Origin of the sequence: Paenibacillus rhizosphaerae (assembly GCF_014192015.1) — a bacterium.
In the GTDB taxonomy this organism is placed as follows: domain Bacteria; phylum Bacillota; class Bacilli; order Paenibacillales; family Paenibacillaceae; genus Paenibacillus_AQ; species Paenibacillus_AQ rhizosphaerae.
In genome coordinates this window covers 328,855-342,109 of sequence record NZ_JACHXJ010000002.1, presented here as the reverse complement: position 1 = coordinate 342,109, position 13,255 = coordinate 328,855, and the positions used below count along the sequence as shown (strand labels likewise).

Genomic DNA, 13,255 nt, shown 5'->3' with positions numbered 1-13,255 from the left:
CACTGTGGCTTCCAATCTATTGTATAATAATAATTCACTTTTGTGTATATTTATTAATAAAATTTGCGTTTGCCTGTATATACCTCGATTATTTCATCGCCCGCTCCATGACAGCCATCCGGATCGGAACGCCGTTGCTCATTTGCGGGAAGATCGCCGACTGCTCACACTCGACGACCGCATCGTCGATCTCTACGTTCCGGTTCACCGGAGCAGGATGCATAATCAGTGTATGCTTGGACAATTTGGAAGCCCGCTCTTCCGTCAATCCGTACTGCGCTCTGTATTCCTCGGCTGATTTCAGCATGCCGGCCGCATGACGCTCCAGCTGAACCCGCAGCATCATGACCACATCCGACCGGAGCGCCTCTTCCATCGTTACGTATCTGGCAAAAGGCTCGAGCTCCGGTGCCGTCATATTATCCGGCGCGCAGAATTTGACTTCGGCCCCGAACTTCCGCAGCGCCCACAGATCCGATCGGGCCACACGGCTGTGTTTAATGTCACCGATGATCGACACCGTCAGGCCTTGAAGGCTGCCGAACCGTTTCTTCATCGTGTACAGGTCGAGCAGTGCCTGCGTCGGATGCTCATTGTTTCCGTCCCCTGCATTGATGAGCGGAACCGAGATTTTGCCGGACAGCTCCTCCAGCACCCCGGCCGGCTTCAGCCGGATGACGCCTGCGTCAATCCCCATCGATTCGAGCGTTCTTACCGTGTCGTAGATCGATTCGCCCTTCTCTACGCTCGAGGCAGCCGCCGTAAAGTTCAGCACCTGGGCGCCCAGGCGTTTCTCCGCCATTTCGAAGGAAAAGCGCGTCCGCGTGCTGTTCTCAAAAAACATGTTGGCTACGAATTTGGAGGCCAGCACCGGCACCAGCTTTTCATGCTGGGCTTCCCAGTATGCCGCCCGGTTTAGGATCGATTCGATTTCGTCGCGGCCCAGATCCTTCAGTCCAAGCAGGCTCCGGTCCTTCAGCTGCGTCATCGTTAGCATGTTATTTCTCCTCCCGGTTTTGCATAATCGTTACTTCGTCCTTGCCGTCGGTTTCCGTGAGGGCCACTTCAATTTGCTCGGATCTTGCCGTCGGTACGTTCTTGCCGATATAATCCGGCCGGATCGGCAGCTCCCGGTGTCCCCGGTCCGCCAGCACCGCCAGCTGGATCATCTGCGGCCGTCCGCAGTCCATCAGGGCGTCCATTGCGGCTCGGATCGTCCGTCCCGTATACAGCACGTCGTCGAACAAAATCACTTTTTTATCATGAATATCGAGCTTTTCCAAACCAATGTTTGCTTCGGTCAGAGAAGCTGCGCTGTCTTTCTGGTCGTCCCGGTACCGGGTGACGTCAACGGCGCCCCATGGAACCGGCGTGCCTTCGATTTCGAGAATTTTGCCGGCGATGCGCTGGGCCAGAAATTCTCCCCGGGTTTTGATACCGATGAACACACAATTTTCAATCCCCTTGTTCCTCTCCAGTATTTCGTGTGCAATCCTTGTCAGTGCACGGCGGATCGCCGTTTCATCCATAATGACATGCACCTCGTTGCTCATGCTCCACACTCCTTCTTCCGTTAAAAGGGATTTAAATAGCTGACCCGTGAAGGTTCCCTACAAAGCTAGGCTTTGCTGTGATGCCTGTTTAGATGCTTGGAGGGGACCCAGATAACAAAAAAACTCCCTGCCCGTAGGCAAGGAGTTAGAAGCCATCAGCATGCGCTGATCGACATAGAGATTCTCTGGGCGGCTTTAAACAGACAGTATGCTGCCGCGAAGTGAACCTCAGTTCACGTTACCTTGCCAGTCTCACGGGACTGATTTAAAGGTGCTTATTCAACTACACAAGATTATGACAGACTGAACGTCTGTTGTCAACCGAGCTTAGCCTTCCCAATCCGTGGAATTTTATTCCGGCAACCTCGGGGATGCGGCGGACTCCGTCCGAACCGCTTGAGACGGCTGCTCCTGTTCTGTCACGGGCTCCTGCGCGGGTCTGCGCTTCGGGCGCGGAGAGTCGCCCATAATGTCGCTCATTTCGTTTTTAAATTCCCGCAGCATGCGTCCGGCCGAGCGGCCCAGACCGGGCAGCTTGTTCGGTCCGAATAATAGCAGCGCAAGCACGGCCAGCAAAATGAAGCCCGGCAAACCGATATCGCTTAACATAATGTAAATCGCCCTCCTTTAAACTCATTTATACACCAGCTTCTCCATTTGATTTCAGCATACTTTCAACATTCAAGGCCGACCCTGCATTAGGCAGATCCATAATTCATCCGGTCTTTGGTCCCTGTATCCGTCTGCATTTGCTTGCGGTACACCAGCTTGGACATCATTACGCTGATTTCGTACAGCAGAATAAACGGTACCGATACCGAAATATGCGAAAAAAACTCCGGCGGAGAAATCATGCATGCGATGAAGACCAGCACCATATACGAGACCTTACGCATTTTCCCCAGCAATCCGGGGTTAATGACACGCAGCCTAGTCAGCAGCATCACCAGCACCGGCAGCTCGAACGCAAGCGACACCGGGACCACGATGTTGGTCAAAAACGTAAAGTACTGCGCGATGCCGTACGTCTCCACCAATCCCAGGTTTTTGGTCATATTCGTCGTAAAGCGAAACGCCATCGGGAACACGACCAAATAAGCAAAGGCAAACCCGACAAACAGCAGCACGAACGCAGCAGGCACATATTTTAACGCCGCTCTCTGCTCGCTTTTGCGCAGTCTCTTTTTGCCAAAAGCCCAAATTTGCAGCATCGTAAAAGGTACAGCTACGACCAGCGACAGGGCTCCGGCAATGTACATATACATGCGGACGCCCTCCCACGGGCTGAACGCGTTCCATTCGACCAGCGAGGCCGGCGGCCTTCCCCGCAAGAAGTGAAGCACGTCGCCCACCACGAACAGCGCCGCGATCATTGACACTAAAAACGCGCCCAAAATCCAAAACAGGCGCTTGCGCAATTCGCCCCAATGTTCGGCGTACGATTCCCATTTCCAATGTGTAAACAGAGCTGCTCAACTCCCACTTTAGGCCTTGTTCTCAAAAACAAGCGCCCTTATTGCTATGTCCACTTTACCATGTTTGACCGCAAAAATCATGGGCTTGTTTCCATATCCTCCAGCCGTTTCGGAAGGCAGTATATCGTTTGCTGCAAAAAAAAGATCCGCCCTGTGGTCAGGACGGATCTCACTCTTTATTCCATTAAAATTCGAATTCCACGTCGCTCAGGCGGCGTTTAATTTCAGCGATGACGCGCTTCTCGTCTTCTTGGCCCTTCGCTTCGAAAGTGACGGAGAAACGGACAAAGCTGCCGGCATCATCCCAAGGCACGGTAGAGATCAGCTTCTCGCGGATCAGGTACTGGGAGAAGTCCTCGCCGGAATTGAAGCGGATGCCTCCTTTGATTCCCTTAGGTGCTTCCACATAGAGGAAGAAGGAGCCTTTCGGTTTCTCGGCCTGGAAGCCCAGATCGTTCAGCGCGGCTACCAGCATATCGTGACGGCGGGAATACTTTTCGGCAATCTTCTCCGTAATTTCCGGATGGGCGAGACCGTAAGCGGCCGCTTTCTGGATGGCGATAAACTGGCCGGAATCGTTGTTGTCCTTCACGTCGCCGAAGGCTTTCACAACGAGCGGGTTACCGGCGATAAAGCCGATCCGCCAGCCGGTCATGTTGTAGGATTTGGACAGCGAGTGCAGCTCGACGCCCACGTCCTTCGCACCTGGAATCGACAGGAAGCTCAGCGGCTTCAGTCCGTCATAAGTCAGAGCTGCGTAAGGAGCGTCATGAACGACGACGATGTCGTACTTCTTGGCCCATTCCACCACCTCGGTGAAAAACTCGACTGTAGCGCTTGCGCCCGTCGGGTTGTTCGGATAGTTCAGGTAGATCAGTTTGGCACGCTGAGCGATGTCTTCCGGAATGCTCTTCAGATCCGGCAGGAAATTGTTTTCCTTCTTCAGCTCAACGGTGTACACTTCCCCGCCGAGGTATTTTGTGTGGGTTCCCAGAACCGGATAACCCGGTACGGTAATGATGGTCACATCGCCCGGGTTGATGAACACCGATGGAAGCATCGCCAGCGCAGGCTTGGAGCCGATGGAGTGAAGCACTTCCGTCTGCGGATCGATGCCGTCCACGTTGAAGACTTCCTTCAAGTATTGAGCCGCCGCTTCCTTGAATTCAGGAATTCCGTTATCCGCATAGCCGCGGTTCTCCGGCTTGGCCGCTTCTTCCGCAAGCTTGGCCACAATGCCGGCGTCGGCCATTTCATCCGGTTCGCCTACGCCAAGGTCGATCAGTTCCACGTCCGGGAAGTCTTTTTTTGCCTGGGCTTTAGCCCGCTTGATTTTTTCAAATTTATAGATGGCTGTGTCTTTACCATAATTGGAACCGCCGATCCGGTCCGCAAAGCTGTTCTGAATGTACGTTTGCTGGTACTGTTCGATACTCATGTATTCTTTCATCTCCTACATCAATTTCTACACCCCTAAATATGAAGGAATCCATGGCGGAATGCCATGGACTAATTATCGTATGATTTGTACTTTCAACGGCTGCGCAGGGACGTCAGCAGATCCTCCATATCGTCTGGAATCGGCGCTGAGAACTCCAAATATTCGCCGCTTGCCGGATGGATGAACCCAAGCACGCCGGCGTGCAGCGCTTGTCCGTTCATTTTGATGCCTTTGCTCCGCCCGTACATCGGATCCCCGACCAGCGGATGACCGATAAACTTCATGTGCACCCGGATCTGGTGAGTCCGCCCGGTTTCAAGCTGAAGCTCCAGCAGGGTGTAATCGCCAAAGCGCTCCTTAACCGTAAAATGAGTGACGGCGTGCTTGCTGTTCTTCTCCGTCACGGTGTACATTTTACGGTCGACCGAATCGCGACCGATGGGCGCGTCTATCGTCCCCTGATCATGGCTGACATTGCCGTGGACAAGGGCATAATAGTGCCGGGTCACGCTGTGGTCTTTCAGTTGAGCAGCCAAAGAGGCGTGGGCCATATCGTTCTTGGCAGCCATGATCAAGCCGGAAGTGTCCTTATCGATCCGGTGAACGATGCCTGGACGCAGCTCCCCGTTAATGCCGGACAAATCCTTGCAGTGGTACATCAGCGCATTCACCAGGGTACCCGAGGCATGCCCAGGCGCAGGATGAACGACCATCCCCCGCGGCTTGTTGACCACGATGACATCCTTGTCCTCAAAAGCAACATTTAGAGGAATATCCTCCGGAACGATTTCGACGACGGCCGGCTCCGGAACGGTCACTTCCAGGCGGTCACCTGCCGACAGTTTATAGTTGGCTTTGACCGGCTGACCGTTTACCAGCACATGGCCTGCGCTGATCCAGAGCTGGACCTGAGACCGGGAAATGTCTTCTTCCCAGGATTCCGTAATATATTTATCGATGCGTTCTTTGGCATGGACAGGGTCAACGACCCACTCCCTGATATCCGCACTCTCCGGGTATTCCCCCGCTCCGGATGTTTGTTCTTCGATCAAACCGGTTCATTCCCTTCATTGCTCTTGTTGTTCGATTCGGTTCGGTTCATGTCCATCAGCGAATCCAGTATAATGAGTGCCACCCCGATCACGATGCAGGAGTCGGCCACATTAAAAATCGGAAACGTATAGCTGCCGAAATTGAATTGTAAAAAGTCCACCACTTCGCCGTTCAGCGCCCGGTCGAGAAAGTTGCCGATCGCCCCTCCGAGGACGAGGCTCAGCGCTACCGGAAGCAGTTTGCGCGAAGACGATTTTCTCACCCGGTTCATATACCAGATAATCGCTACCACCACGATGATGGTAATGACGATAAAAAACCAGCGCTGGTTGGGAAGAATACCGAAGGCTGCACCCGTGTTCCGGTGGGAGGTAATCAGAAAAAAGTTGCCAATCACCGGAATTTCCTCTCTTAACTCCAATCTGCTGGCAATTAAATACTTGGTGCCCTGATCCACCAAAAACACGATTAAAGCGATTAAGTAGTACACCACAGCCATTTGTCACTCCGTTCTCATTCATTAGGCCTGTCCGCGCGGCCCGCGTACAGCCTTTCACGTCATGTAAAGACTTGTTTATTGTAGCATAGGGCGCCGGAAACCGTCCATAAACGGGGAATAGCGAAAACAATTTCCTTCTGTAAAACAGGCTTAATCCGCACATTCTAGATATGAAAAGAAACCGTCTTTATCGTTTAGTTGATGCGAAGCGGAAAGGGGCTTGATCATGCAGCATCTCACACAATCACAGCTGGATCATTTGCACAACATGCTCGAGGAACAGCGGGAATTCCTCCGCCGTAAGGATGACAGCAACAAACATTACGGCCTGGAAGACTCCATGCGCGACATGACTGGCGAGCTGTCGAACATCGACAACCATCCCGCCGATGTCGCCACTGAGCTCTACGCCAGGGAAGTCGATTTAACCCTTCAAGACCATGACGATCACCACATGGACCTCATCGAAATGGCGCTCGATCGATTCAAACAAGGGACCTACGGTCTCTGCGAAGAATGTGGAAAGCCGATCCCGTACGAGCGGCTGGAAGCCGTTCCGACGACGGCTTTTTGCAAAGAGCATTCGCCTAAGGTGCATGTAGAGAATTACCGACCTGTCGAAGAGGAATTTTTAATGCCTCCCTTCGGCCGGACGAGCTTGGACGAACGCGATGACCAGAACGGTTTCGACGGCGAAGACGCGTGGCAGATCGTTGAAAATTTCGGTACCTCCAACTACCCGGCCTATGCCGAAGGCCGGGAGGTTCACAGCTACAACGAGATTGAAATCGAAGCATTAGACGAGCTTGAAGGTTGCGTAGAGCCCTACGAGGCTTTTGTCGCTACCGATATTTACGGAAATCAGATCGAGTTTGTCCGCAACCAGGAATACCGGATGTATATAGACCAGGGCGAAGGCGTCAGCATGGACCAGCTTGGTGAAGAGGACGAGGGATTCATTTAATACGTATTCAGCTCCAGCTGGCGCTGGACAATCCGGACGATGTCGGCAATATAATCCCCGATAATCGGAAGATTGAGCGCCCCCAGCACCTGCAGCACATAAATGATCGTCGCGGCAAAAAAGGTGAACCCGATGGCAATCCCGACGCCGCGCGCCGCACCGGACAGCAGGTTCAACAGTATTAACCGGAATGGCCGGTGCAGAAGCTGTGTATATTCAGCGATCCGGGCCCGTTCCAATTGCTCGGCTATCTGCACCGTTAACCGGTAAACGCCGTTCAGCTTCTCTTCTTCCGATTCGGGAATGATGCTCTTCTTATTCGCCATCTCTGCAGTCTCCTCTCGGATCAGCGCGGTATCCACGTTCCGATGAACAACAAACGAGCCAAAGCCGGCGCGAAAATGGTATCCATTTTCCACACGGGCCAGAAGGCTCGTTTGTTCGTTTGTTGTGCTATTATGCGCCAAAGCGGCGATTGCCATTCAATGGCGGTGAAAAGGCAGGTTATCCGGCGATGCGGATACCCAGCGTTTTGCCGGCAAGGTCAACGCGCTCCATTTCGGCTTCTTGGCCGAACGCAAGCTCGTTCACCAGCACGTTTTCCCGGAGCACATGCTCAAACGCCCGGATCGCTGCCGTCAATTCTTCATCCGCTTCAAGGACCAGGGTGACGCGTTTTTCGATCGGCAGGTCGAGCTTCTTACGGTAGTCCTGAACGGCACGCACCACTTCACGGACCCAGCCTTCCTGTTCCAGTTCAGGCGTGATTTCTGTATTGAGCGCAACGGTGATGCCATATCCCGAAGCCGATGCAAAACCGGCCTTGGCCTGCTTCTCGACAAGCAGCTCGTCAGCCGTAATCTGCAGCTCCTCTCCATCCGGCGAAGTGACGTTCAGGCTGCCGGTATTGACGACGTTCCGCGTATCCTCCGGACTCATCGCTTTCAGGAAGCCCTGCAGGAACCCGATATTTTTTCCGTATTTCTTGCCGGCCACCTTCAGGTTCATCTTGAGCGTAAAGTCGACGAATCCGCTGTCGCTCGTCTCTACGACGATGTTCTTCACGTTGATTTCTTCCTTGATGATCTCCTCGTATCCGGCCACATCAAAATCACGGTCCAGCGACACAATCAGTTCGGACAAGGGCTGGCGGGTCTTGATCCCCGTTTCATTCCGCACGTTGCGGGCGAGCTCAACGACCTGGCGGGCGGTCTCCATATCTTCCTCGAGCGCCTTGTCGATCAGAGCTTCATCGGCAGCCGGATAATCGGTCAGATGAACGCTTTCCCCGCCGGTAAGGTTCGTGTAAATATCCTCCGACAGCAGCGGCGTATACGGCGCCATCAATTGGGCCAGCGTGACCAGCACGTGCGTCAGCGTGCCGTAAGCGGCCAGTTTGTCTTCCCCGAGTCCGCTGCCCCAGAAGCGGTCGCGCGAGCGCCGGATGTACCAGTTGCTCAGCTCGTCGACGAATCCTTCGATGGCCTTGGCCGAGTTGAGGAAATCGTTGCTTTCCAGCGCTTTATCCACCAGCAGGATCAGGCTGTTCAGACGGGACAGGATCCAGCGGTCGAGTTTATTCTCTGACGGCTGATACGGATGCTCGGCCGGGTTGTACCCGTCGATGTTCGCATACAGCGTCAGGAACGCGTGCGTGTTGACCAGCGTGTCGATCACTTTGGATTTGGCTTCACCGACGATGCCTTTAGAGAAGCGTTTGCTGTTCCAAGGTGCGCTGTCCGACAGGAGTGCCCAGCGGAACGCATCGGTGCCGTATTCGTTGATGATCTCCCAAGGGTCGATGACGTTGCCCTTCGATTTGGACATTTTCTGGCCGTTTTCGTCCAGGATATGCCCCGTGGCGATGACCGATTTGTAAGGCGCCACGCCCTTAAACAGGGTCGATACGGCCAGCAGGCTGTAGAACCAGCCGCGGGTCTGGTCGATCCCTTCGCAGATCATGTCCGCCGGGAACTGCTCCTCGAACGTGTCCACGTTCTCAAAAGGGTAATGGTGCTGCGCGAACGGCATCGAGCCGCTGTCGAACCAAACGTCGATCACTTCGGACGTCCGCTCCATCACCCCACCTTCGCAGTGCGGACAGCGCACTTTGACCTCATCGACGTAAGGCTTATGCAGCTCCAGATCGTCACTGATTTCGCCGATCGCCTGCGCCTTCAGCTCCGCAAAACTGTGCGGCGAAAATTCGCCTTTACACGATTCGCAGACCCAAACGTTCAGCGGCGTGCCCCAATAGCGGTTACGGCTGATATTCCAGTCCACCAGCTCTTCCAGGAACTTGCCGAAGCGTCCTTCACGGACATGGCCCGGATACCAGGTGACGCCATTGTTGTTGGCGATCAGCTGATCCTTGACAGCCGTCGTTTCGATAAACCAGCTCTCCATCGCATAATAGAGAAGCGGAGACTTACAGCGCCAGCAGAACGGATAGCTGTGCTCATATTTCTCCTTGCTGTACAACGTTCCTTTTTCAGACAGCATCTTCACGATGTCCAGATCGCAATCTTTCACGAAACGTCCGGCGAAGTCGGTAACCTCATCCGTATAACGTCCTTGGGCGTTCACTACGCTCACAAAGCTGATGCCGTTTTCCCGGCAGGTTTTGTAGTCGTCTTCCCCGTGGGCCGGCGCCATATGCACGATCCCCGTACCGCTCGAATCGGTGACAAAGGATGCGCCGACGATGATGTTGCCTTTTTCCGGCTTGATATAAGTAAACGGCGGCGTGTAGCTCTGACCGACAAATTCAGAACCTTTGTGCGTGGACAAAACCGTATAGTCGCCTTTCATTACGTCTTCAACCAGGTTTTTGGCGACGATGTAGACGCCATCTTCCTGCTGGACTCGGGCGTATTCCATATCCGGATTCATGGCCAGCGCCACGTGAGACGGCAGCGTCCAAGGCGTGGTTGTCCAGGCCAGCACATAATCGCCGCTGTCATGCAGCTTGAATTTGGCGGTGGCGCTCAAATCCTTGACGTCTTCGTAGCCCTGCGCCACTTCATGGGAGCTGAGCGTCGTTTGGCAGCAAGGGCAGTACGGGCTGACGCGGTGTCCGCGGTACAGCAGCCCTTTGCCGTGAATCGTGGACAGGATGTTCCACACGCTTTCGATGTAATTGTTCTCCAGCGTGATGTACGGATGGTCGAGATCCGTCCAGTACCCGATCGCTTCGGTCAGCTCTCTCCACTGCTTCTCGTACTCAAACACGCTGTCCTTACATTTCTTCACAAACTCTTCTATGCCGTATTTCTCGATATCCTGCTTACCGGAGATCCCGAGCTGCTTCTCCACGCCGAGCTCCACCGGCAGACCGTGAGTGTCCCAGCCGGCTTTGCGCACGACGCGGTAGCCCTTCATCGTTTTGTAACGCGGCACAAAATCCTTGATAACGCGTCCCAGTACGTGCCCGATATGCGGAGCCCCGTTGGCCGTCGGCGGGCCTTCGAAGAATACGAAGTTCGGCTTGCCCGAACGGTTTTCGATAGATTTTTTGAAGGTCCCTTCTTCATTCCATTTTTTCAGGATGCGCTGATCTCTCGTGCGCGCTTTTTCTTTGACATCGACCTTATGCATGATTATCCAACCTTTCGTAATCTTATAAAAGATTTCCCATCTCCCTAAATCCCTCTTCGTAAGAGGGACCCCGAGGGCGCCGCCCTCTGGACACCCGGAAATCTCCGTGGCGCATCATTTGGTGCGGACTTTCCCGATACGAGCATGTTCCCGCTTGCCGCCCGTCTTCCTTTGCCCCGCAAAAGTGAAGAGGGGCACGCTTGACGTTGGTGTTACCTTGTTACTAATTAAGAAGCTTCCCCATCATTCCCAACCCGCATGTTCCCCATCGCCAAATGGTCCTCACAAATCCGGCACACAGCCTGCGCATGTGCCACAGGTCGAGCGGTGCGAAGCCGCGTAAGACCCATCTCGCATGAGAGGTTCCGTAGGCGGTCCCCCCGAGGGGGCAGCCGGAGAAGAACCGGGCACCTCGACGAACATCGCTCTAAAACTCCAAACCAGCTCCGTCCTCGGAAACTTTCGGGTGTCCAGAGGGTAGAACCCTCTGGGGTCCCCCTTAGGATAAGGGGGATTTAGGGGGATCCGATCCGATCCGATCCGAAACAAAACAAAAATAAGCCTCATCCCCAAAGGGACGAGGCTTCTGCTCGCGTGACCACCCTAATTCCATTCTTTCAACAATCGTCCTTGAACCGCAAGGTGCAAGCACATTGATCAAAGAATGACTCCTCAGTCCATGCCAAGCATCTGGCATGGAGCCGATATAACGTTCGGCGGCCCGGTTCAGCTTACGCACGCAAACTAGCGTTTCAGCTTCACTTCTCAGGGAGGATCTTCGGCTTCGGTCTGAACATTGGCTTTCAGCATACGCCAACTCTCTGGGGAACAAATCCCAAGCTTACTTATCCCGTCATCGAATTCATATTTCGTTTCAAGTTTAACCCAATCACTTGCAAAAAAACCGATATGAATATATTTATATTCCTTTTTTCCGCAAAAGTCAACCAAGCAGAAGCCTAGTATACTTCGTTCGCTTCGCGCGTCTCCCTCTCCCGGGTTTCCAGCGCTTCCCATCCATCCTGGCTGAGCAGCTCGAGCTGGGCTTCCACCAGCGTCCGGAAACGGGTACGGTAGATCGAGGCTTGCTTCTTCAGCTCTTCGACTTCCATCGCGATCTTGCGGGCCTTGGACAAGGATTCGTTAATGATGCGGTCAGCATTCTTCTCCGACTCCTTGATGATGAGCTGCGCTTCCTTCTTCGCGTTGTTCTTCACTTCATCCGCGGCTTCCTGTGCAACGATGATGGTCTTGGACAGCGTCTCCTCGATATTCACGAAATGATCAAGTCTTTCCTGCAATGAGGCCAGCTGACCCTGAAGCTCCTTGTTCTCGCGGATCACGCTCTCATAATCCTTAATGACTTGGTCGAGAAACTCGTTCACTTCATCTTCATCATAACCCCGGATTCGGCGGGCAAACTCCTTGTTATGTATATCCAATGGTGTTAATGGCATTGATGCGCACCTCCTAAAATGTTCAGGTTCCCCTGTCGACGAGAGGTCCTGATGGGCCTCACCCAAATGTATCGGTCAAAAGTTACGATATCTTTAATATTCTTGGATAATTCATTTCGACAGCAAAGAGACAATTCCTGCTGTAGGTCTACACAAATTTCCCTATTTTTACGCGCTGGCGTCCTTTTTTCGTCATACCACCCGCCTCGATCACTTTAAACCGCCCGAACCCCTGCATCGAGACGAGGTCCCCTTCTTTCAGCAGAAAGGATGGATCATCGACGACTTTCCAGTTGACGCGGCAGCGGCCGGCACGAATGGGAAGCACCACCTTGGTGCGGCTGATGCGGTAGGCATCGGAAGCAATTCCATCTAAACGCAAAGAAGCGACCGTAATATCCTGCAGCTCCAGCTCAACCTGGCTTGTCCGCAGTTGTTCGATCGGCAAAATTTCGCGCAGCACGTGAATCCGGTGCACCTGTGTTAAGTTCATGTCGAGAAACGTACCGATCTCTTCGCAAACCACGGTGTGGCATCCATCCTCAAGCACATGGATATCCCCGATTTTGCTTCGTTTTACGCCGAGTCCCAGAATGGAGCCCATGTAATCGCCATGCTCCAGCGACAAAAATTTCTGATCACCAGAGTAGATGCTAAGCACCTTAAGTCCCATGTCCTCTTCGCTTAAATCCCGGTAATCTGGAGCCACCAGCGCCCGGCAGCGCTCTGCTCCTTCATAACCTCCGTCCAGGCGCACCTGAACGTCGGGGTGTCGGTTCACCAGCGACTGCAATATAAATGCCTGCCGCGGGTCCAAAAAATCGGTCAGCTTGACTTCGTGATATTCCCCGGCGTGAACGACCCATTCCCATGCCCGATCCACAAACTCGCGTTCATCCGGGTGAAAGTGATCATAAATGTCTATTTTCATCTCAGTCACCTAAAAGAATAGAGAAAAAATAATGAACCGCAATCCCTGCATAGCGAACTGGAGCACGAACAGAGCGACGATCGGGGAAATATCCAGCATGCCGAAGATCGGCGGAATAATTTTGCGGAAAGGGGACAGGTATGGCTCCACGAGCTTGCCGAGCAGCTCACCGATAAAGCTCTCGCGAATGTTCGGAAGCCATGACATGAGAACATAGATGATGATCATGTAGAAGTAGATGTTAAAGAGCAGCGTTAAAATCGTATCAATGTTTTGGGCCAAACT

13 protein-coding genes are annotated in these 13,255 nt (G+C 53.4%); 1 reads left to right on the top strand and 12 read right to left on the bottom strand.

Annotation, left to right across the window (positions count from 1 at the left end; genetic code table 11):
- Window positions 1-88 precede the first annotated feature (88 nt).
- The 7 genes from FHS19_RS10000 to lspA all read right to left on the bottom strand — a co-directional run bounded on the left by FHS19_RS10000 (window position 89) and on the right by lspA (window position 6,015).
- On the bottom strand, window positions 89-997 hold the full coding sequence (locus FHS19_RS10000; protein ID WP_183581747.1) for an aspartate carbamoyltransferase catalytic subunit: 909 nt from the start codon (window positions 995-997) through the stop codon (window positions 89-91).
- Between the two features lies 1 nt (window position 998).
- The gene (gene pyrR / locus FHS19_RS09995) at window positions 999-1,553 is read right to left on the bottom strand and encodes a bifunctional pyr operon transcriptional regulator/uracil phosphoribosyltransferase PyrR (protein WP_105444544.1); all 555 of its coding nucleotides are present in this window, start codon (window positions 1,551-1,553) and stop codon (window positions 999-1,001) included.
- A gap of 351 nt (window positions 1,554-1,904) precedes the next feature.
- Window positions 1,905-2,162, bottom strand: a complete 258-nt coding sequence (locus FHS19_RS09990; RefSeq protein WP_183581746.1) for a twin-arginine translocase TatA/TatE family subunit — start codon at window positions 2,160-2,162, stop codon at window positions 1,905-1,907.
- A gap of 89 nt (window positions 2,163-2,251) precedes the next feature.
- Window positions 2,252-3,019 carry a twin-arginine translocase subunit TatC gene (gene tatC / locus FHS19_RS09985; RefSeq protein WP_183582880.1) on the bottom strand — a complete coding sequence of 256 codons (768 nt, stop codon included), beginning with the start codon at window positions 3,017-3,019 and terminating at the stop codon, window positions 2,252-2,254.
- A 193-nt stretch (window positions 3,020-3,212) separates the two neighbouring features.
- Complete coding sequence (locus tag FHS19_RS09980) at window positions 3,213-4,466, bottom strand: LL-diaminopimelate aminotransferase (protein ID WP_183581745.1); 1,254 nt, start codon at window positions 4,464-4,466, stop codon at window positions 3,213-3,215.
- A gap of 95 nt (window positions 4,467-4,561) precedes the next feature.
- Window positions 4,562-5,470: an RluA family pseudouridine synthase gene (locus tag FHS19_RS09975; RefSeq protein WP_376771896.1), complete on the bottom strand. Its 909-nt coding sequence runs from the start codon at window positions 5,468-5,470 to the stop codon at window positions 4,562-4,564.
- A 47-nt stretch (window positions 5,471-5,517) separates the two neighbouring features.
- Entirely contained in the window at window positions 5,518-6,015 is a 498-nt protein-coding gene (gene lspA, locus FHS19_RS09970; RefSeq protein WP_183582879.1) for a signal peptidase II, read from the bottom strand.
- A gap of 232 nt (window positions 6,016-6,247) precedes the next feature.
- On the opposite strand from lspA, the gene FHS19_RS09965 reads away from it, so the two are divergent.
- Window positions 6,248-6,985: a TraR/DksA C4-type zinc finger protein gene (locus tag FHS19_RS09965; RefSeq protein ID WP_183581743.1), complete on the top strand. Its 738-nt coding sequence runs from the start codon at window positions 6,248-6,250 to the stop codon at window positions 6,983-6,985.
- On the opposite strand, the gene FHS19_RS09960 is transcribed toward FHS19_RS09965, so the two are convergent.
- The 5 genes from FHS19_RS09960 to FHS19_RS09940 form a co-directional block, all read right to left on the bottom strand.
- Window positions 6,982-7,311: a DUF5665 domain-containing protein gene (locus tag FHS19_RS09960; RefSeq protein ID WP_183581742.1), complete on the bottom strand. Its 330-nt coding sequence runs from the start codon at window positions 7,309-7,311 to the stop codon at window positions 6,982-6,984. The genes FHS19_RS09965 and FHS19_RS09960 overlap by 4 nt on opposite strands.
- Window positions 7,312-7,489: 178 nt before the next feature.
- Complete coding sequence (gene ileS / locus FHS19_RS09955; protein ID WP_183581741.1) at window positions 7,490-10,582, bottom strand: isoleucine--tRNA ligase; 3,093 nt, start codon at window positions 10,580-10,582, stop codon at window positions 7,490-7,492.
- A gap of 959 nt (window positions 10,583-11,541) precedes the next feature.
- Window positions 11,542-12,039 (bottom strand): DivIVA domain-containing protein, encoded by a 498-nt coding sequence (locus FHS19_RS09950; RefSeq protein WP_183581740.1) that lies wholly within the window; start codon window positions 12,037-12,039, stop codon window positions 11,542-11,544.
- 148 nt (window positions 12,040-12,187) lie between these two features.
- Window positions 12,188-12,970 carry a YlmH family RNA-binding protein gene (locus FHS19_RS09945; RefSeq protein ID WP_183581739.1) on the bottom strand — a complete coding sequence of 261 codons (783 nt, stop codon included), beginning with the start codon at window positions 12,968-12,970 and terminating at the stop codon, window positions 12,188-12,190.
- A gap of 9 nt (window positions 12,971-12,979) precedes the next feature.
- Entirely contained in the window at window positions 12,980-13,252 is a 273-nt protein-coding gene (locus FHS19_RS09940; RefSeq protein WP_183581738.1) for a YggT family protein, read from the bottom strand.
- Between the last annotated feature and the right edge of the window lie 3 nt (window positions 13,253-13,255).

Excerpts from the sequence above, each read along its gene's own strand:
- FHS19_RS10000 (WP_183581747.1), bottom strand. The coding sequence starts at position 997 with ATGCTAACGATGACGCAGCTGAAGGACCGGAGCCTGCTTGGACTGAAG.
- pyrR (WP_105444544.1), bottom strand. The coding sequence starts at position 1,553 with ATGAGCAACGAGGTGCATGTCATTATGGATGAAACGGCGATCCGCCGT.
- FHS19_RS09990 (WP_183581746.1), bottom strand. The coding sequence starts at position 2,162 with ATGTTAAGCGATATCGGTTTGCCGGGCTTCATTTTGCTGGCCGTGCTT.
- FHS19_RS09980 (WP_183581745.1), bottom strand. The coding sequence starts at position 4,466 with ATGAGTATCGAACAGTACCAGCAAACGTACATTCAGAACAGCTTTGCG.
- FHS19_RS09965 (WP_183581743.1), top strand. The coding sequence starts at position 6,248 with ATGCAGCATCTCACACAATCACAGCTGGATCATTTGCACAACATGCTC.
- FHS19_RS09960 (WP_183581742.1), bottom strand. The coding sequence starts at position 7,311 with ATGGCGAATAAGAAGAGCATCATTCCCGAATCGGAAGAAGAGAAGCTG.
- ileS (WP_183581741.1), bottom strand. The coding sequence starts at position 10,582 with ATGCATAAGGTCGATGTCAAAGAAAAAGCGCGCACGAGAGATCAGCGC.
- FHS19_RS09950 (WP_183581740.1), bottom strand. The coding sequence starts at position 12,039 with ATGCCATTAACACCATTGGATATACATAACAAGGAGTTTGCCCGCCGA.
- FHS19_RS09945 (WP_183581739.1), bottom strand. The coding sequence starts at position 12,970 with ATGAAAATAGACATTTATGATCACTTTCACCCGGATGAACGCGAGTTT.